The sequence below is a fragment of the Aeromonas sp. 130281 genome (assembly GCF_056642115.1).
Window position 1 is genome coordinate 21,933 of record NZ_JBWVQS010000007.1, and the last position, 19,266, is coordinate 41,198.

18 protein-coding genes are annotated in these 19,266 nt (G+C 63.7%); 7 read left to right on the top strand and 11 right to left on the bottom strand.

The features are described 5' to 3' along the window. Positions 1–939, top strand: coding sequence for a type I pantothenate kinase (gene coaA / locus AC1IN8_RS16855; RefSeq protein ID WP_139437877.1), 939 nt, complete (start codon positions 1–3; stop codon positions 937–939). A gap of 87 nt (positions 940–1,026) precedes the next feature. Here the strand turns inward: coaA and birA are convergent, their stop codons facing one another. Next, positions 1,027–1,992 (bottom strand): bifunctional biotin--[acetyl-CoA-carboxylase] ligase/biotin operon repressor BirA, encoded by a 966-nt coding sequence (birA, locus tag AC1IN8_RS16860; RefSeq protein ID WP_265435005.1) that lies wholly within the window; start codon positions 1,990–1,992, stop codon positions 1,027–1,029. Further along, complete coding sequence (murB, locus tag AC1IN8_RS16865; protein ID WP_479759767.1) at positions 1,989–3,026, bottom strand: UDP-N-acetylmuramate dehydrogenase; 1,038 nt, start codon at positions 3,024–3,026, stop codon at positions 1,989–1,991. The genes birA and murB overlap by 4 nt, the downstream gene beginning before the upstream one ends. A 125-nt stretch (positions 3,027–3,151) precedes the next feature. Between murB and AC1IN8_RS16870 the strand changes: the two genes are divergently transcribed. Both AC1IN8_RS16870 and AC1IN8_RS16875 read left to right on the top strand, forming a co-directional pair. Further along, a complete protein-coding gene (locus AC1IN8_RS16870; RefSeq protein ID WP_042650608.1) occupies positions 3,152–3,805 on the top strand; it encodes a potassium channel family protein in 654 nt (217 codons plus the stop codon). Further along, on the top strand, positions 3,802–5,157 hold the full coding sequence (locus AC1IN8_RS16875) for a TrkH family potassium uptake protein (protein ID WP_265435007.1): 1,356 nt from the start codon (positions 3,802–3,804) through the stop codon (positions 5,155–5,157). Before AC1IN8_RS16870 ends, AC1IN8_RS16875 begins: the two co-directional genes overlap by 4 nt. Before the next feature lie 80 nt (positions 5,158–5,237). On the opposite strand, the gene AC1IN8_RS16880 is transcribed toward AC1IN8_RS16875, so the two are convergent. Further along, positions 5,238–7,208: a DNA topoisomerase III gene (locus tag AC1IN8_RS16880; protein ID WP_479759769.1), complete on the bottom strand. Its 1,971-nt coding sequence runs from the start codon at positions 7,206–7,208 to the stop codon at positions 5,238–5,240. A 347-nt stretch (positions 7,209–7,555) separates the two neighbouring features. Between AC1IN8_RS16880 and AC1IN8_RS16885 the strand changes: the two genes are divergently transcribed. Together AC1IN8_RS16885 and torA are read left to right on the top strand one after the other, a co-directional pair. Beyond that, positions 7,556–8,686, top strand: a complete 1,131-nt coding sequence (locus tag AC1IN8_RS16885; RefSeq protein WP_479759771.1) for a NapC/NirT family cytochrome c — start codon at positions 7,556–7,558, stop codon at positions 8,684–8,686. A 22-nt stretch (positions 8,687–8,708) separates the two neighbouring features. After that, entirely contained in the window at positions 8,709–11,189 is a 2,481-nt protein-coding gene (gene torA, locus AC1IN8_RS16890) for a trimethylamine-N-oxide reductase TorA (protein ID WP_479759773.1), read from the top strand. Between the two features lie 137 nt (positions 11,190–11,326). On the opposite strand, the gene AC1IN8_RS16895 is transcribed toward torA, so the two are convergent. The 4 genes from AC1IN8_RS16895 to AC1IN8_RS16910 form a co-directional block, all read right to left on the bottom strand. Then, positions 11,327–11,788, bottom strand: coding sequence for a hypothetical protein (locus AC1IN8_RS16895; RefSeq protein ID WP_139437891.1), 462 nt, complete (start codon positions 11,786–11,788; stop codon positions 11,327–11,329). 122 nt (positions 11,789–11,910) lie between these two features. Continuing rightward, positions 11,911–13,260 carry a sensor histidine kinase gene (locus tag AC1IN8_RS16900; RefSeq protein WP_479759775.1) on the bottom strand — a complete coding sequence of 450 codons (1,350 nt, stop codon included), beginning with the start codon at positions 13,258–13,260 and terminating at the stop codon, positions 11,911–11,913. Positions 13,261–13,297: 37 nt separating this feature from the next. Beyond that, positions 13,298–13,954 (bottom strand): AHA_4052 family stress response regulator transcription factor, encoded by a 657-nt coding sequence (locus AC1IN8_RS16905; RefSeq protein WP_025328630.1) that lies wholly within the window; start codon positions 13,952–13,954, stop codon positions 13,298–13,300. Positions 13,955–14,035: 81 nt separating this feature from the next. Next, positions 14,036–14,368, bottom strand: a complete 333-nt coding sequence (locus AC1IN8_RS16910; RefSeq protein WP_139437895.1) for a PepSY domain-containing protein — start codon at positions 14,366–14,368, stop codon at positions 14,036–14,038. Between the two features lie 63 nt (positions 14,369–14,431). Between AC1IN8_RS16910 and AC1IN8_RS16915 the strand changes: the two genes are divergently transcribed. Continuing rightward, complete coding sequence (locus AC1IN8_RS16915; RefSeq protein ID WP_479759777.1) at positions 14,432–14,680, top strand: PepSY domain-containing protein; 249 nt, start codon at positions 14,432–14,434, stop codon at positions 14,678–14,680. Positions 14,681–14,725: 45 nt separating this feature from the next. On the opposite strand, the gene AC1IN8_RS16920 is transcribed toward AC1IN8_RS16915, so the two are convergent. Beyond that, a complete protein-coding gene (locus AC1IN8_RS16920) occupies positions 14,726–15,364 on the bottom strand; it encodes a protein-methionine-sulfoxide reductase heme-binding subunit MsrQ (RefSeq protein WP_479759778.1) in 639 nt (212 codons plus the stop codon). A 97-nt stretch (positions 15,365–15,461) separates the two neighbouring features. Then, positions 15,462–16,466, bottom strand: coding sequence for a protein-methionine-sulfoxide reductase catalytic subunit MsrP (gene msrP / locus AC1IN8_RS16925; RefSeq protein ID WP_342059880.1), 1,005 nt, complete (start codon positions 16,464–16,466; stop codon positions 15,462–15,464). 370 nt (positions 16,467–16,836) lie between these two features. Here msrP and AC1IN8_RS16930 point away from each other — a divergent pair, with 370 nt between their 5' ends. Further along, on the top strand, positions 16,837–17,310 hold the full coding sequence (locus AC1IN8_RS16930) for a DUF1097 domain-containing protein (RefSeq protein WP_479759780.1): 474 nt from the start codon (positions 16,837–16,839) through the stop codon (positions 17,308–17,310). A 43-nt stretch (positions 17,311–17,353) separates the two neighbouring features. Here the strand turns inward: AC1IN8_RS16930 and AC1IN8_RS16935 are convergent, their stop codons facing one another. Together AC1IN8_RS16935 and AC1IN8_RS16940 are read right to left on the bottom strand one after the other, a co-directional pair. Beyond that, complete coding sequence (locus AC1IN8_RS16935) at positions 17,354–18,634, bottom strand: sigma 54-interacting transcriptional regulator (RefSeq protein WP_139437902.1); 1,281 nt, start codon at positions 18,632–18,634, stop codon at positions 17,354–17,356. Positions 18,635–18,695: 61 nt separating this feature from the next. Beyond that, positions 18,696–19,205: a hypothetical protein gene (locus AC1IN8_RS16940; RefSeq protein ID WP_265435018.1), complete on the bottom strand. Its 510-nt coding sequence runs from the start codon at positions 19,203–19,205 to the stop codon at positions 18,696–18,698. Positions 19,206–19,266 lie beyond the last annotated feature (61 nt).

Consider the following 19,266-nt stretch of genomic DNA (forward strand, 5'->3'; position numbering starts at 1 on the left):
ATGACGACAGAGCATAACCCCTATTTGCAATTCACCCGCGAACAATGGGCGTTATTGCGCGATGCGGTCCCCCTGACCCTGACCGAACACGATCTGCAAACCCTGCGCGGGATCAACGAGAAGGTGTCATTGCGCGAGGTGGAAGAGATCTATCTACCCCTCTCCCGCCTGCTCAATCTCTACGTCAAGGCCAAGCAGCGCCGCAGTCGGGTGCTGGAGCAGTTTCTCGGCCAGTCCCGCGGCAAGGGTACCTACATCATCAGCATCGCCGGCAGCGTGGCGGGGGGAAAGAGCACCACGGCCCGTATCCTGCAGGCATTGCTGGAACGCTGGCCCGAGCATCCGCGGGTGGAACTGGTCACCACGGATGGCTTCCTCTATCCCAACAAGGAGCTGGAAGCCCGTGGGCTGATGCGCCGCAAGGGGTTTCCGGAATCCTACGACATCCGCCATCTGGTGGAGTTTGTCGCCAACATACGTGCGGGCCACGAGAAGGTCGAGGCCCCCGTCTACTCCCACCTCATCTACGACATCCTGCCCGATGAGAAGAAGGTGGTGGAACAGCCGGATATCCTGATCCTGGAGGGACTCAACGTGCTGCAGAGCGGCATGGATTACCCCCAGGAGCCCCACAGGGTCTTCGTGTCAGACTTTGTCGACTTCTCCATCTATGTGGACGCCGATGCCGAACTGCTGCGCGCCTGGTACATAGATCGCTTCCTCAAGTTCCGCAGCGGTGCCTTCTCGGATCCCGACTCCTACTTCCACCACTATGCCAAGCTGGCGGAAAGCGAGGCGACCGAGATTGCCAGCAACATATGGCAAGACATCAACTATCTGAATCTGCAAGAGAACATCTTGCCGACCCGGGAGCGGGCCAACCTGATCCTGACCAAGGGACAAGAGCACGCCATCGAGCAGATCAAGCTGCGCAAGTGATCGCAGCGGATCGCAGCGGATCGCAGGATAACGAAGAGGGGGCCCGCAGGCCCCCTCTTCTATTGGATTCTCATGAGCCGCTCTCGCTCAATCCCCCCGGCGCAGGGAGATCTCCCCCCCCAGATAGAGCCTGATCCCCTCGTCCGTCTCCAGCCGCAGGGCACCGCGATCGTCGATACCCCGGGCTATGCCGCGGATCACCTGCTCCCCCATCAGCAACTTCACCGGTTGGCCGGCAAAGTAGTCGAGCCGGTTCCAGCTCTCGACGAAGCTCGCCAGACCGCTCTGTTCGAAGGTCTGCATGGCCTCTTGCAGGTGCAGGAGTACGCAGGCCGCCAGCTGGTTGCGATCCACCAGTTCGGGCTGAACGTGGCGCAGCTCTGACCAGGCCTGATCGATCTTCTCCCCCTGCTGGCTCGGCATCGCCAGATTGAGGCCGACCCCGATCACCAGGTGGCAGCTGGCGCCGGCACTGCCGCTCATCTCCACCAGGATGCCCGCCAGCTTGCGGCCCTGGTAATAGAGGTCGTTCGGCCACTTGAGCTCCACCCCGGGGTAGCCGAGGGATTCCAGCGCCTCCACCACGGCAACCCCCACCGCCAGACTCAGCCCCATGGCGGCCGCCATGCCCTGCTCGAGCCGCCAGTACATGCTGAGGATCAGCTGGCAACCGAACGGCGAGACCCAGGGCTTGCCACGGCGCCCCCGACCGGCGGTCTGGCACTCCGCCAGACAACTCTCGCCGGAGCTCAGCTGGTTGACCCGCTCAAACAGATACTGGTTGGTGGAGTCGATCACCGAGAAGCAGTGCACCGGCGCCATGGGGGCCAGGGCCTGCAGCTGCGCCTCGTCATAGAGTGCCATGGGGACGGCCAGGCGGTACCCCTTGCCGGTCAGGCTGAACAGATCCAGCCCCAGCTCCTTGAGGGCGGCCATGTGCTTGCTCACCGCCGCCCGACTGATGCCGAGCTGCTCCCCCAGCTGTTCGCCGGAGTGAAACTGGCCATCGCTGAGCAGGGTGATCAGGGTCTGCCTGACGGGGGTGAGGGTCATGCCAGCACCTCGTCGAGCCAGGTCTCGCCGGTGAGCCCCATGAAGCGCACCTCGTGCTCCAGCACCACGCCGAACTTGTGCTCAACGCTGTCACGCACATGGGCCGCCAGGGCAATGAGCTCCATGGCACTGGCGCCCCCGAGGTTGACCAGCACCAGTGCCTGCTCCTGGTGGACGGCGGCTCGGCCGATGGCAAAGCCCTTGAGCCCGCACTGATCGATGAGCCAGCCCGCCGCCAGCTTGGCCTGCCCTTCCCCGGCCGGATAGCAGGGCATCTGCGGGTATTGCCCCTTGAGTGCATCCGCCACCGAGGCCGGCACCACGGGATTCTTGAAGAAGCTGCCCGCGTTGCCGAGCACCGCGGGATCCGGCAACTTGGCCATGCGGGTGGCGCAGACGGTGTCGAAGATGGCCTGCGCACCAGGGTGCTCGCCGAGGGCCGCCAGGGGGCCATAACCGATCACGGGCTGCCAGGCCTTGGGCAGGCGCAAGCCGACGGCGGTGATGAAGTGGGTGTCCTGATAATCGTGCTTGAAGATGCTGTCGCGATAGCCGAACCGGCAGTCGGCCGCCGCTATGCGCTCCACCTCACCGCTCTGCCAGTTGAATGCCTCCACATAGGCACAGAACCGGGCCAGCTCGACCCCGTAGGCGCCTATGTTCTGCACCGGGGCCGCACCGACGGTGCCCGGGATCAGCGCCAGGTTCTCCAGCCCGTGCCAGCCCTGTTGCAGGGCATGGCACACCAGCTGGTGCCACTCCTCCCCCGCCGCCACGTGCAGCAACCAGTGGCTGCCGTCCTCCTGCAGCTCGATGCCTTTCATTCGGTTGAGCACGACCAGACCGGCAAAATCATTGCAGAACAAGATGTTGCTCCCACCACCCAGCACCAGGCGCGGCAAGACGCTCAGCTCCGGATCGGCCCGCAACTGGCAAAGATCATCCAGCTCGGCCACTTCGGCCAGCCAGAGGCAGTGTGCGTCCAGGCCCAGGGTATTGAGGGCCGACAGGGGGGCATGGGGAGTGAGTTTCATCTGCGTGTTCCGACAAGGACAAGGGCGCAGTTTACCCCAGATCCCCCGGGACGAAAAACCCGGGTACTGTTCGGACTCAAACCGCTGGAGTAAAGTAAGCCCTTCAGCCCGTTGAGGAAGCATGAATGAACAATCAATTCGCCGTCATCGGCCTCGGCCTGTTCGGCAGCGCACTGTGTGAAGAGCTGCAGTTGCAGAATGCCGAGGTGCTGGCCATCGATATCGACGAGAGCAAGACCCGCCAGATCGCGACCCTGTGCAATCACGTCATCGTCGCCGATGCCACCGATGAGGCCACGGTCGCCGAGCTGGGACTGGCCAATTTCGACATCGTCTTCGTGGCCATCGGCGACAACCTCGAAACCAGCATTCTCACCACGCTGGTGCTGAAGGAGGCGGGGGTGAAGAAGGTGTGGGTCAAGGCGCGCGACAAGTTCCACGCCAAGATCCTGCAGAAGGTGGGCGCCGACAAGGTGATCAACCCGGAGTGGGACATGGGCCGCCGGGTCGCCCAGAGCATGCTGGACAACCGCCTGTTCGACTACCTGGAGCTGGGGCACGAGATGGTGCTGACCGAGTTCGTGATCGGTCTGCAACAGAACGGTCGTACCCTGGCCGACCTCAATCTGCTGCAACAGAACGACTTCCAGTTACTGGCCATCAAGCGCGGCGAGGTGCTGCACAACGTGCTGACCGGCAAGATGGAGCTGCAACTCGGTGACATCCTGATCCTGGCCGGCAACAAGCACGCCATCGATCACTGGCTCGACACCCTATGATCAACTGGCGCAGCAACTACGCCTTCGCCCTGCATCGGGATACCGAATCCCGCTGGAGTGAAGCCAGGCTGATCCTGGGCAGCTTTCTCATCATCCTGCTGGTCGGTACCCTGTTTCTGGTGCAGCCCTCGAGCCACAAGGGCGAGGTCACCTTCATCAATGCCCTGTTCACCGCGACCTCGGCCATCAGTGTGACCGGTCTCGGGGTGGTGGATACCGGCACCGCCTTTACCCTGCAAGGGCAGATCATACTGCTGATGCTGATGGAGATAGGGGGCCTGGGGCAGATGACCATGACCCTGCTGCTCATCGCCATGTTCAGCAAGCGGGTCGGTCTGCGCCAGCAGATACTGGCGAAGGAGGCGCTTGGCCAGGAGGGTTCGGTCAACATCATCCAGCTGGTGAAGCGCATAGTGCTGTTCGCCCTGATAGCCCAGTTGATCGGCACCGCCATCATGGCCATTCGCTGGGTACCGGAGATGGGGTGGAGCCATGGCCTCTACGTCAGCTTTTTCCACGCGGTATCTGCCTTCAACAACGCCGGTTTCTCGCTGTTTGCCAACAACCTCATCGACTACAGAGACGACCCCATCATCAGCCTGACCATACCGGCCCTGCTCATCCTCGGCGGGATAGGTTTTACCGTCATCGTCGACCTGGCGCGCAACCATCGCTGGCGCAAGCTGAAGCTGCACAGCAAGCTGATGCTGCTGATGACCCCCGCCCTGCTGCTGCTTGGCACCCTGATGTTCTGGCTGCTGGAGCACAACAATCCCGCCACCCTCGGCAACGCCGGGCCAGGCGGCCAGCTGCTGGCGGCCTTCTTCCAGTCCGCCACGGCGCGCACCGCCGGCTTCAACACGGTGGACATAGGCCAGATGGTGCCCGCCTCCCTGCTGTTCATGATGATGCTGATGTTCATCGGCGCCGGTACCACCTCGACCGGTGGCGGCATCAAGGTCACTACCTTCGCCGTGGTGTTGCTGGCCACCAGGGCCTTTCTGACCAAGCGACCCCATGTCACCGCCTTCGGCCGTACCCTGTCACCCCAGATAGTGACCCGCTCCCTGGCCATCATCATCGTCAGTACCATGGTGCTGATGCTGGCCATGTTCCTGTTGATGCTCACCGAGTCGCAGCCCTTCGACAAGATCATGTTCGAGACGGTCTCGGCCTTTGCCACCGTCGGCCTCTCGACCGGCATCACCGCCTCCCTGAGCGAACCGGGCAAGCTCATCCTGGTGCTGGTGATGATCTGCGGCCGTCTCGGCCCGCTGACCCTGGCCATCATGCTCTCCAGACCGAGCGAGACCCGGATCCGCTACCCGGAAGAGAACGTCTACACCGGCTGATCGAATGCCAGATAAAGCGAGAGGGGCCCTGGGCCCCTCTCGCTTTTGCGCCTCCAGTCGCCGCCATGATCCCGGGTCACTCAGGCCGCCTTGCTTCTGGCCGGGCGCTTGCCCGCCCCCTTGCGGGGCGCCGCACCTGTGCCACTGGCCGCCGAGCGCTTGCGGCTGAAGCGCCGCTTGCTGGCCCCCGGCGCCTCCCTGGGCAGGGCACTGAAACTTGCCCCCGAATCCTGCCTGGCCCCCTCGATCAAGGCATGCAACTGATCCGTCAGCGGCCCCATAAATTGCTGGTAACTCGCGTGACGCTCGGCGATCCGGCCCAGGTGTTGCTCCCACAGCGCCGTCATGTCCGGCGTGGTGGCGGTGGCAGGCAAGGCCTGGATCAGGGCCCGTCCGGTCGGGGTCGCCTTGATGCTCTTGCCCTGCCGCACCAGGAAGCGCCGCTTGAACAGCAGGTCTATGATGCCGGCCCGGGTTGCCTCGGTGCCCAGGCCATCGGTCTCCCGCAGGATCTTGCGGATCTCGGGATCCTGCACATGGCGGGCTATGCCCGTCATGGCGGCCAGCAGGGTAGCGTCGGTGAATGCCTTGGGCGCCTGGGTCATCTTCTCCAGCAGCTCGCCCCGCTCGCACGACAGTTGCTCCCCTTCTCGCAGCGCAGGCAGGGTGCCGGCCTCCTCCTCATCGTCCTCCTCGACCCCGAGCAACGCCTTCCAGCCCGCCTTGAGGATGCGCCGCGCCTTGGCCTGGAACAGGCCGCCCGCGATACGCAGCAACACCCGGCTGTCGTTGTACTCGAACGGGGGATAGAACTGCAGCAGGTACTGGCGGGCGACCAGGCCATAGAGCTTGCCCTCGTCGGCGGAGAGGCTGGCCAGGTTGCCATGCTTCTCGGTGGGGATGATGGCGTGATGGGCATCCACCTTGCCGTCATTCCACGCCTTGCTGCGGATCTTGCCGTCCGCCTCAGCCACGGCGCTGGCCAGCGTCGGGGCCGTGGCGGCGATGGCATCCCGCACCTGGGGCGCCCGGTTGAAGTGATCGCTTGGCAGATAACGGCTGTCGGATCTGGGGTAGGTGATGAGCTTGTGGCGCTCGTAGAGGCTCTGGCAGACATCCAGCACCCGCTTGGCGTCCATGCCGAACCGCTTGGCGGCATCGATCTGCAGGCTGGAGAGGTTGTAAGGCAGTGGCGCCGCCTGTTTCCGGGCTTGCTCCTCCACCTCCTCCACCCGGGCTGGCTGGCCCTGGATCCGCTCCACCACCTTGGCAGCCAGCGCCCGGTTGAGCACCCGCCCCTCCTCGTCCTGCCAGGGCGCACAGGCCTCGGAGGGCAGCCACTTGGCGCCGAACCTTTCGTTGCGCTCCGTCACCACATGGGCCAGCACCTCGTAGAAGGGTTTGGGGACGAAGGCGTCTATCTCGAGATCCCGCCGCACCACCAGCCCCAGCAACGGCGTCTGCACCCGACCGACCGAGAGCAGCTCGCTGCAACCGGCCTTGCGCCCGAGCAGGGTATAGGCGCGGGTCATGTTGATGCCGTAGAGCCAGTCGGCCCGGCTGCGGGCCAGCGCCGAGACCGCCAGCGGCACGAACTCCTTGTTGTCCCGCAGCTTGTCGAGGGCCCGGCGCACCGCGGGGGGATTGAGATCGCTGATGAGGCAGCGCTGCACCGGCTTGAGTTTGGGGTAGCCGAGGAAGTCGATCACCTCGTCCACCAGCAGCTGCCCTTCCCTGTCCGGGTCACCGGCATTGACCACGCAGTCGGCCTGCTTGATGAGCCGCTTGATCACGGCAAGCTGGCTCCTGGTCTTGGGCTTGGCCACCAGCTGCCACTGGCTCGGCACTATGGGGAGCTGCTCCATGCGCCACTGCTTGTAGGCGGCATCATAGGCATCGGGCTCCGCCTGCTCCAGCAGGTGGCCGATACACCAGGTCACCACGTCTCCCTGCGCCGTCTCGATGAAGCCCTCCCCCTTCTTGTGGGGCTTGGGCAGAACATCGGCGATGGCGCGGCCAAGGCTGGGCTTTTCGGCAATAAAGAGTCGCATGACTGACAAACCTGATCACTGTATATGCAAACAGTATATATCGAGCCTTTCATAAAGCCCAACACAGGCCCATTCAGGACCAGAGCGTCGCACTGGAGCGCAAAACGTCGCGACAGCGCCGTTTCCAGCATGATTAGTGCGGATATGATGACCAAAAGAGAGCCAAATAAGGCTAAACTGACAAAATTAACCCTCTGGATTTGATTTAAATTCAAACAAAGGTGTTTTGGTGAAACTTAAAACCGAAAAAAACCAATTTAAAGAATAAAAATCATAACCGAGGTCAACCCCTCACCCACCAAGACTACTACTATATTGGTAATACCCGATTCGAAGGACACTGCGCCATGCTTGGAAAAATGTTGAGAAAGACCTGGTTCTGGCTCCTGCTGCTCGGAGCCCTGCTGGGCGTCGCGGCACTGGGAGTGACAGTCACAGTGCTGCACAAGACCAGCTCCACCGAATTCTGCGTCTCCTGCCACTCCATGCAGACACCGCTCGCCGAATATCAGGGCAGCGTCCACTTCCAGAACGTGAAGGGGATCCGCGCAGAGTGCGCCGACTGCCACATTCCCAATGAGCCCGCCTCCTACCTCTGGACCAAGATCCGCGCCGTGAAGGACATCTATCACGAGGCGATCGGCACGCTCGACACTCCCGAAAAATACGAAGACCACAAGCTGCGCATGGCCCAGACGGTCTGGGATCAGCTCAAGGCCAACGACTCCGCCACCTGCCGCAGCTGCCACAGCTACGCCGCCATGGACATCCTGGCCCAGCGCCCCAACGCCCGCGCCGAGCACCCGGTCGCCATCAAGGAGGGCCAGACCTGCATCGACTGCCACCGCGGCGTCGCCCACATCATGCCTGACATGAGCGGTCTGGCTGCCGCCGGTGCCAGTGAACTGGCTGCCGCCGCAGCCCAGACCCCGGCCAGCGTCACCACCCGTTACGCCATCGCCACCACGCCCCTGTTCCTCGATGCCAAGGCCACCACGGACGAGGGCACCCTGATGCCGTCGACCCAGGTCGAGATCCTGGCCAACGACAACGGTCGCGCCCAGGTGCAGATCGAGGGCTGGCAGCAGGACGGGGTGAGCGAGGTGTTCTACGCAGCCCCCGGCAAGCGCATCCTGAGCGTGCTGGTCGGCGATGCCGCCAAGCAGGCGCTGGTCACCGGCAAGAGCGAGACCGACACCGCCACCAACCTCACCTGGCATCAGGTCAAGCTGACCGCCTGGGTGGATCAGAACCAGCTCATCGGCGATCAGGGCAAGCTGTGGCAATACGCCTCCACCCTGATGTCCAACAACTGTACCGGCTGCCACGGTCTGACCGCGCTGGATCACTTCAATGCCAACCAGTGGATAGGCGTCATCAAGGGCATGGAGTCCCGCACCTCCCTCACCCCGGAGCAGGCTCGCATGCTGACCCAATACGTGCAGAAACACGCCAGTGACATGAGCGCGGCACACTAAGGCTGGAACAGAGGAATTCGATATGACTTTTTTCAATGATCAACAGACCAATCTGTCCCGCCGCAGCCTGCTCAAGGGCATGGGGGCCTGTGCCGCCCTGCCCCTGCTCGGTGCCCTGTTCCCGAAGCATGCCCTGGCCCAGGCCATCAGCACCGCGCTTGAGCAGTTCCCCACTCTGGTCCCCGCCCAGAAGGGCATACTGACCGGCGCCCACTGGGGAGCCTTCGAGGCCATAGTCGCCGATGGCCGCATGGTGCGGGTCCAGCCGGTGGCCGACGATCCGGCGCCGAACGACCTCATCGACATGGCGCCGTTCCAGGTCCATGCCAAGAACCGCATCAAGTACCCCATGGTACGCAAGAGCTGGCTGGAGCACGGCCCGGGCGCCAAACCCGAGCTGCGCGGCGCCGACGAGTGGGTGCGCGTGAGCTGGGAGCAGGCCATCGAACTGGTGGCCGGCGAGATCCAGCGGGTCCAGCGCGACGCCGGCCCCCAGGCGATCCACGCCGGCTCCTACGGCTGGAAGAGTGTGGGCATGTTCCACAACAGCCGCACCCTGCTGCACCGCCTGATGAACCTCGCCGGGGGCTTCACCGGCTATGCCGGGGACTACTCCACCGGTGCGGCCCAGGTGATCATGTCCCACGTGATGGGCTCCATCGAAGTGTACGAGCAGCAGACCGCCTGGCCGAACGTGGTGGAACACGCCGAACTGGTGGTGCTCTGGGGGGTCAACGCCCAGGTCACCCTGAAGAACAGCTGGAACATGCCGGATCACGAGGGTCAGGCAGGCTTCAAGGCGCTGAAAGAGAAAGGCACCCGGGTCATCAGCATCGACCCCGTCTACAACGAGACCGCCAAGCTGGCCAACGCCGAGTGGATAGCCCCCAACGCCTACACAGACGTGGCCATGATGCTGGGGGTGGCCCACACCCTCTATAGCGAGAAGAAGCACGATCAGGCCTTCCTCGATCGCTACGCCGTCGGCTTCGACAAGTTCCTCGCCTACCTGCTCGGCCAGGACGACGGTCAGCCCAAGAGCGCCGAGTGGGCGAGCACCGTCTGCGGCGTCGAGGCCAAGGTGATTCGCCAGCTGGCCCTCGACATGGCGGCCAAGCGCACCATGATCATGGCCGGCTGGGGCATGCAGCGGCAACACCACGGGGAGCAGCCCAACTGGATGCTGGTCACCCTGGCGGCCATGCTGGGCCAGATCGGCCTGCCGGGGGGCGGCTACGGCTTCAGCTATCACTACTCCTCCGGTGGCAGCCCCACCGCCAAGGGCGGGATCCTGGCGGGGATCTCCGCCGGCAACGCCCCCAAGAACAGCCCGGCCCCCATTCCGGTGGCGCGCATCGCCGACTGTCTCGCCAATCCGGGCAAGACCATCGACTTCAACGGCCGCAAGGTGACCTATCCGGACATCAAGCTGGTCTACGTGGCGGGGGGCAACCCCTTCCACCATCACCAGGACACCAACAACCTGCTCCAGGCCTGGCGCAAGCCGCAGACCGTGATCGTCCACGAACCCTACTGGACCGCCACCGCCAAGCACGCCGATATAGTGCTGCCGGTCACCACCAGCTACGAGCGCAACGATCTGGAGATGGGGGGCGACTACTCCCAGCGCTATGTGTTCCCCATGCACCAGTGCGTGCCGCCCCAGCATGAGGCCCGCAACGACTTCGACATCTTCAGCGCCATCGCCGCCAAGCTGGGCCTGCAGGAGGCCTATACCGAGGGCAAGGACGAGATGCTGTGGCTCAAGCAGATGTACGACGGCATGGCCGCCCAGGCCCGGGGTGCCCGGGTCGCGCTGCCGCCGTTCAGCATGTTCTGGGAGTCCAACAACTACATCCGTTTCCCGATCCCGGAGGCGAACCGCCAGTGGATCCGTCACGCCGATTTTCGCGAGAACCCGCTGCTCAACCCGCTCGGCACCCCGTCCGGCAAGATAGAGATCTTCTCCAACACGGTAGCCGGCATGGGCTATGCCGACTGCGCCGGTCACCCCAAGTGGTATGAGCCCAAGGAGTGGGTCAAGAGCGAGGTGGCCGCGCGCTATCCACTGTCCCTCAACACTTCGCACCCGACCCAGCGGCTGCACTCCCAGCTCGACAATACCCCCCTGCGGGACAAGTTCGCCATCGCCGATCGGGAGGCCATACTGATCCACCCGGACGACGCCAAGACGCGCGGCATCCAGGACGGGGACCTGGTGCGCGCCTTCAACGAGCGCGGCCAGATCCTGGTGGGGGCGCTGCTCTCGAAAGACATTCGCCCCGGCGTGGTGCGGATCTGCGAAGGAGCCTGGTTCGATCCGGCCAAACCGGGCGAGGTGGGCGCCATCTGCAAGAACGGCAACGTCAACTGCCTCACCTTCGACGAGGGCTCTTCCAGCCTGGCGCAAGGTAACTGCGGTCACATGGCCCAGTTGCAGATCGAGAAATACAGCGGGCCAGAACTCGTCAACACAGCCCATGAGGTACCGGCCAACGCCTGATCCCGGGTGAAAACAAAAACGGCGCCATAAGGCGCCGTTTTTTATCGTGGTTTCCGATGTGACTCAGAAGTCTCCTTCAACCATGTACTCTTGTGCACACTCCACACGCCTTGCAGCCAGAGTACAGACAAGGTGGATCAGAAATCTCCCTCAACCATGTACTCTTCCGCACACTCGACGAGCTGGGGCCAGAGCTCTTCCGGCACCCAGGCTTCGGGGTCATCCTCGTCCCCATCATACTGGGTCCAGAAGAAGGCGCGCAGGCCGCTCGCGAAGTCGTCGCTGATCTCGGCAAGCTCCGAGAGCGGCCCCAGCCAGGCGATGCGGCGCAGGCCGGAGGCGAGATCGTTGATGGCATCCATCAGGGTGCGATCGTCCTGACTCTGCTCCACCAGCAGGGTGAAGCGCTCGCGGGCGCTCTCGGTCTGATCCTCATCCAGCTCGCCCACATCGGCCAGCAGATCGACAAAGTCCTCCAGCAGGAACTGGATCAGGGACTCCCTGTCCTCAAACCACTGGATCTGGGCCCCCTTGGTACCCAGCACGGAGGCATCGAACGAATCATCGAGATGGCATAGCGCCCATGGATCGTCAGTCATTGCTACCCTTCCTACCACTTGAATTAAGGACTCTATCTTATGCCTGGTGCGCCCCCCATGCTACCTCGGAGGACGACCCGGGCCCGAGCGGCCCATGCCAGGCCGCCTCGCTCATACTTGTGCTAACCGTCTACCCTGGCCACCTTGGGCAGGGAGAGGGAGGCGGCAAGCCCTCCCAGCTCGGCGCGCCCCATGATGAGGTTGCCACGATAGGCTTCGGCCAGGTCTGACACTATGTTGAGGCCGAGCCCGGATCCCGGCACCTTCTCGTCGAGGCGCACCCCGCGCAGCACCGCCTTGGCTATCTGATCCTCGCTCATGCCGGGGCCGTCGTCCTCGATACGCAGGGTGATCCAGCCCCCAAGCTCGGCGCTGGAGATGCGCAGCTCGCTGGCGGACCACTTGAAGGCATTCTCCAGCAGGTTGCCCACCATCTCGTCAAAGTCCTGCTCCTCCACCCCGACCGCCAGGTTGGCCGGCACCTGCAGGTCCACCGTCTTGCCCGGGTAGAGCCGGGAGAAGGCGCGACAGATGTACTCCACCCGCGCCCGCACCGGGGTCGAGACCCCGAGGATCTTGGCGGCCCCGGTGACCCGCGCCTTGCCGAGGTGATAGTCGATATGGCGCTGGATCTGGTCGAGCTGCTCGCCGATGGCGGCCTGATCCTCGGGGGGCAGCTGGGCCACCTGATTGCGCATGATGCTGAGCGGCGTCTTGAGGGCGTGAGCCAGGTTGCCGGTGTGGGAACGGGCTCGCTGCAGCAGCTCGCCGTAGTGGTGCAGCAGGCGGTTGATGTCTTCCACCAGCGGCTGGATCTCCAGCGGATAGCGCAGCCTGAACCCCTCCTGATGGCCCTGATGGACCCGGCCCAGCTCGCGGCGCAGCAGGTGGAGCGGCCGCAGGCCGTAGACGATCTGGAACATGAAGCCCAACACCAGGCCGGCGGCCGCAAAGCCGAGACCGAGGAAGAGGCTGATCCGGGTCTTCTTCAGGGTCTGGGTCAGGGCGCTACTGTCCTTGGCCATCACCAGGGTAAACACCTTGTCAGAGCCCGGCAGCAGCACGGTGCGGGTCATGATCAGCAAGGGCTCCTTGTTGGGCCCCTTGCCGACGAAGAGATCCGGATCCCCGAAGGCCGACTTCAGGCCGTGGGCGCTCAGGTGCACATCCCACAGGGAGCGGGAGCGGCTGACCACGGCATCCCCCAGCTCAAGCTGCCAGTAATAGCCGGAATAGGGCTGGCGGAAACGGGGATCCGCCATGGGCTCGGTGACCACGGGCAGGCCGTCGGGCTGGATCTCGAGGCGGGAGAGCAGATCGTAGAGCTGCAACCGCAGACCGTCGGCTTCCGCCTCCTGCCAGTAGTTGCGCATCATGGTCTGCAGGCTGAAACCGGTGGCAAACAGGAAGAGCCCGCACCAGACCAGGGCTATGGCCACCAACCGTCCCCGCAGGGTACGCACCAGCCTCATTCACCGCCCCCCAGCCGTGCTGGCATCAACGCCCGTCTCACTCGTTGATCCGGTAGCCGAGACCGCGCACCGTCTCGATCAGATCGGCGTGGGTCTTCTTGCGGATCCGGCCGATGAACACTTCGACCGTGTTGGAGTCGCGATCGAAATCCTGGGCATAGATGTGGTCGATCAGCTCGCTGCGGGACACCACCTTGCCCCTGTGCTGCATCAGGTAACCCAGCACCCGGAACTCGTGGGCGGTGAGCTTGATGGGAGTCCCTTCGTACCATACCTGAGACGCCGCCATGTCGAGCCGCACCCCGCCAATCTCCAGGATGGAGCTGGCGTTGCCCGCCGCCCGCCGCACCAGCGCCTGCACCCTGGCCACCAGCTCGGCGACCTGGAACGGCTTGGTGAGGTAGTCATCGGCCCCGGCGTTGAGCCCTTCTATCTTCTCGTGCAGCTGGCCACGGGCAGTCAGCACCAGCACAGGAGTGTCTATCCCCTTGCTGCGCCACTCCTTGAGCACGCTCAGGCCATCGCGACCCGGCAGGCCGAGATCCAGGATGATGGCGTCGTAGGGTTCGGTCTCGCCGAGAAAACCCGCCTCGTTGCCATCGTGGCAGAGATCGGTCACAAACCCGGACAGGCGCAGCTGTTCCGCCAGCTGGCCCGCCAGGATCTTTTCATCTTCAACTATCAGAATTCGCATAAATGGGTATCCAAAGCAGAGTTGCGCCTGTCGCGGCGGCGATTGGGGGACGAGTCATCAGGGCGGGGAGCATGCGGCGGATCACTCCTCTTCCGGGGGCGGGCGAGGCTCGAACAGGCGCTCCAGATGATGACCCTTGAGCCACACCATCTCCAGGTTGTCGGCGCGATAGCCCACCTTGATGACGCTGTTCTCGTCGTCGATGAGCCGAAGCTCGTAGAGCCAGACCCCGTCCTCCTCCCCCAGATCGACGCGCAGTACGCGCACCGGCAGGCGGGAAGCCACCTCCATCAACTCATGAAAAGGCCGGATCCGCCCCTCGCTGACCGCCTGTTGCAGCAAGGCCTCGTTCGGCTGGGCCGCCTGGGCCAGCATCGGCAGCAGCAATCCAAGCAGGGGCAGCGCGCTATTCATGGGTGATTCATCTCTCAAAACCTAACATAATGCCGTTTATAGTGTGCCAGCCATGAATCCGGAATGAATATGATCCCACGCAGTATCCTGCTGATCCTCTGCCTTTTTTCCACCCTTGGCTGGGCGGCTCAGGCGCGTCTCGACATGCCGGCCCTGGTCAAGCTGTTGCTGGCACAAGGGTACCACGACATTCGGGAAGTCGAGCTGGAAGGGGACAAATTCGAGGTGGAAACCCTGGACGCCGAGGATAGGCGAGTGCAGCTGCAGGTCGATGCCTACAGCGGAGAGATCACCAAAAAAGAGGCCGATTAGGCCTCTTTTGCCAGGTGCGCTGCGCGGGGATGAGGGCGTGACCAGTCACGCCTCTTTCAGTTTCTGGCGTTGCTGCCGGCGCTGGCGCCAGGGACGCAGCAGTTTCTCTCGCCGCGGCCACAACAGCCCCCCCGCCAGCAACAGGTAGATGAGGGGCTCCTGCCAGCCACTCTTGACCGACCACCAGTAGTGCACCGGCACCAGCAGGGCCACCGCATAGATCCAGTTGTGCAGCTTCTGCCAGCTTGGCCCCATGACCCGCAGCAGGGCCGGGATCGAGGTGATGCTGAGCGCCAGCAGCAACAACAGCGCCACCATGCCCACCACTATGTAGCTGCGCTTCACCAGCTCGCCGCCGATCAGTCCCCAGTCGAACTGCAGATCCAGCCCCAGCCACACCATGAAATGCAAGCCGGCCCAGGTCGCGCACCAGAGCCCGAGGGGGCGGCGCAGCTTGATGAGCTGCCCCTGGCGCCAGCGTTTGGCCAGCGGCGACACCAGCAGGGTGAGCAGCAGCAGGTGCAGGGCTCCCTTGCCGAGGTAGTGGGTCAACCCCTGTACCGGATCCCCCCCCAGCAACCCGGCCGGCACCGCATAGCCCAGCCAGAGCAGAAAGCCGAGCGAGGCCAGGTGTACCAGCAGGCGCAAGCCGTTGATATGGGCTGTTTTCAGTCTCGGCATCATATCGCAGTTCCCGTTATGTTTTTCCCACCCCTCATCCCCAACCCTTCTCCCGCCAGGGGAGAAGGGGGCACAAGACCATGCGGGCAGAGCGTCAGTCTCAATACCATTTGCGCAGATCCATCCCCTGATAGAGGGAGGCCACCTCGTCGCCATAGCCGTTGAACATCAGGGTCGGCTGGCGCTTGGCGCCGAAGATGCCCCCCTCGCCGATGAAGCGCTCGCTCGCCTGGCTCCAGCGCGGATGATCCACTTCGGGATTGACGTTGGCATAGAAACCATATTCGTTCGGTGCCAGCAGGTTCCAGGTGGTGGGAGGCATCTCCTCCACCAGACGGATGGAAACTATGCTCTTGATGCTCTTGAAGCCGTACTTCCAGGGCACCACAAGCCGGATGGGCGCCCCGTTCTGGGCGGGCAGCGTCTTGCCGTAGAGCCCCATCGCCAGGAAGGCGAGCGGGTGCATCGCCTCGTCGAGACGCAAGCCCTCCACATAAGGGTAATCGATGCCGCCGCCGAGGGAGCGGGAGGCCTGTCCCGGCAGTTGCTCGGGATCATAGAGGGTCTCGAACGCCACGAACTTGGCACGACTGTTGGGCTCGGCACGGCGGATCAGATCCGCCAGCGGGATACCGCTCCAGGGCAGCACCATGGACCAGGCCTCCACGCAGCGCAGCCGGTAGATCCGCTCCTCCAGGGTGCTCTTGTTGATGAGGTCCCACACATCCAGGGTAAAGGGGTTGGCCACCTCCCCCTCCACCTTGAGCGTCCAGGGCTCGGGCTTGAGGTAGTGGGCGTTGCGGGCCGGATCCCCCTTGTCGGTGCCGAGCTCATAGAAGTTGTTGTGGCTGGTCGCCTTCTCCAGCGGCGTCAGGGTCAATCCGTCCTGCCGGGTCGCAGCCTTGTAATTGAGTGGTTTGGTGGCAGGTGCCGGGGTCGACTCCTCGGTGGAGAAGAGATCCAGCAGGCTGGCCTGGGTGGGAAACGCCAGGGTGGCGGCACTCAGTCCCAGCCCTTTCAGAATGAGTCTGCGATCCTGATAGACGGCTTCCGGCGTGACATCCTGTTCGGTGAGGTGATGAGAGGAACGGCGCTTGATCAACATGGAAAACTCCCGGGGCAATGAGGCTGACAACCATAAGACCCGCCCCGGCCGAGTTTTATTTCACACAAATTTACATGGGCTGGTAAAGAGGCAGTGCCTTGGCCATGGTGCCGACCAGGAACAGCAGAATGAATACCAGCAGGGGGACTATCACGTTTGGCGCCATCAGACTCACTCCATGAGCAGGACAGGGCCTCTAACTATGGTCGAAGGCCAAGGACGCCTCCAATGAATTTTTTTCGCGAGCGCAAGCGTATTCCCGAGTTGAAAAGAGTGACGGAGATCACACACAATCCGGCCCCTGCTTGCCGCCCCCTTGCCGAAGGGTAGGCTGCCTCCTTTTCCGAATTCAACCACTGAGAGTCATGCCATGAGCCCATTGATCGCCATCGCCATCACGACCGGGATCCTCTCCGCCGTCTGGGGCGGACTGGCCGCTGCCCTCGGCCTCATCTCCTGGGTCGGCTTCCTCGGTTGTACCAGCTATTTCGCCTCGAGCGGCGGTTACAAGGCGCTGCTGCAGACCCTGCTGTGCAATGCCAGCGGCATGCTGTGGGCACTGCTGCTGATCCACGGCGAAGGTTGGTGGGGGGCCGGCATGGCGGGCTATCTGATGACGGGTGTGGTGGCAACCCTGATGTGCGTGCAGGCCAGGCAGCAGTGGCTGGGCTACATTCCCGGCACCTTCGCCGGTTGCTGCGCCACCTTCGGGGCGGCGGGGGAGTGGCGGCTCATCCTGCCCTCCCTGGTGATAGGCGCGCTCTTTGGCTACCTGATGAAGGCGAGCGGTCTCTGGCTCTCCCGCAAAACCCAGGCAAGAACCGGCGTGACCGACCCGGCCTGAACAAGGGTAGCGGCAAGTCGCCGACTAGCCGCTCCCGCCTCGCTCATCCCTTCGATTTGAAGTTTGCCGCCTCGATACCGTGCCGATTCAATAACTTGTAGAAATCGGTGCGGTTTCTTCCCGCCATGTTGGCCGCCAGGGTCACATTCCCCTCCGTGGTGCGCAGCAGGCGGATCAGATACTCCTTCTCGAACTCGGCGCGGGCCTCGTTGAACGAGGGAATGCCGCCGACGCCACCACTCAGGGCCGATTCCACCATGGCGGCGCCGATCACCGGGCTGCAGCAGAGGCTGGCGAGCTGCTCCACCACCCCATAGAGCTGACGGACGTTGCCGGGCCAGGCCGCCGCCGCCAGCAGGGCCAGCGCCTCCGGCGAAAAGCCGAGGGCGGCGCAGTTGTCGTGGCGACTGCGATAGTCGTCCAGCGCCTGGCGCGCCAGCAGGGGGATATCCTCGCTGCGGGCGCTGAGGGGCGGCAAGGTGATGTTGGCCACGTTGAGACGGTAGAAGAGATCCTCCCGAAAACGCCCCTCCTCCATGGCGGTGACCAGATCCTGATGGCTGGAGCTGATGACCCGCACCTCGGGGGTGCCCTGACCATATTCCGCCAGCACCTGCAGCAACTTGGCCTGCAACGACTCCGACAGATTCCCTATCTCGTCGAGGAAGAGGGTCGCCCCCTTGGCCTGCTCGAACAGGCCGGACTGTCCATCCTCGCCAAACAGCTGCAAGTCCAGCACAGGCCAGGGCAGCGCGGCACAATTGATGGTGTGCAGCGGCTGGTCACGGCGACGACTTGCCTGATGCAGCGCCTGGGTCATCACCCCCTTGCCGGAGCCCGAAGGGCCCAGGATCAGCACGGGCACCTCCATGGCGGCGATGCTGCTCGCCTGGATCAGCAACTGCTCCATCTGGGGGTTGCGGGTCTGGATGAGGGATTGCCACTCGTGCTGCTGTTTCGGACGGGTCAGACTCAGGGCGTGCTCTATGGTGACCAGCAGCTCGTCCTTGTCGATGGGCTTGGTGAGAAAGCTGAACACCCCGGAACGGGTCGCCTGGATGGCGTCGGGGATGGTGCCATGGGCGGTCATGATGATGACCGGCATGCCGAGCCACTGGGACTGGATCCGCTCGAACAGCGCCAGTCCGTCCATGCCACCCATCCGCAGGTCGCTCAGCACCAGATCGGCACGCTGCTGACGCAACCTGTCCAGCGCCCCCTCGGCGCTGTCGGCGGTATCCACCTCGTAACCCTGACTGCGCAGGCGCATGCTCATCAGCTTGAGCAGGCTGGCATCGTCGTCCACCAGCAGAATGCGACTCATGCTCTCACCCCTTTACCCTGAAGACCTGTTGTTGTTCCCTGCCTTGCACGCCCTCGGCACGTCATGGCTGGGCGCCCCCATTGAGCTTGCGCTGGTTGAGCTGTTCGTCGATGGCGGAGAGCTGCTCTATCTGGCGGCGCAGACGCTGCACCTCCTGGCTCTGATCGTCGCGGCGACTGTCACGGGCCAGCAGCTCCTCGCCGAGGGCTATCCAGCTGCGCAGGAAGGCCTGGGCATCCAGGCCGAGCTCGGGCAGCAGGGCCTTGAGCTTGTCCAGCCCGGCCCGGCGGCTCGCCACCGACTCGGACGGATGGGTGTTGACCATGGCCAGGCTGACCCGGCTCTCGAGATCGGTGGCACCGGCCAGCCGCTCGCGCTCCTGCGCCCGCTGTTGGGCATGACTGGCCAGCAGCCAGTCGGAGTATTGCAGGCGTACCTGCATCTCTTTGTTGGCGAACTCCATCCGCTTGGCGAGGACCTGCTCGGAGGGCTCTGTCAGGCTGCGCGATGGCAGCAGGGAGCAGCCTGCGAGCAGGCTCATCATCAATACGGGTACAACGAATCGTTTCATCTTGAATGTCACTTCAGATCCTGGTGGAGAACAGACACCTGCCCGTTCCTCTCATATTCTG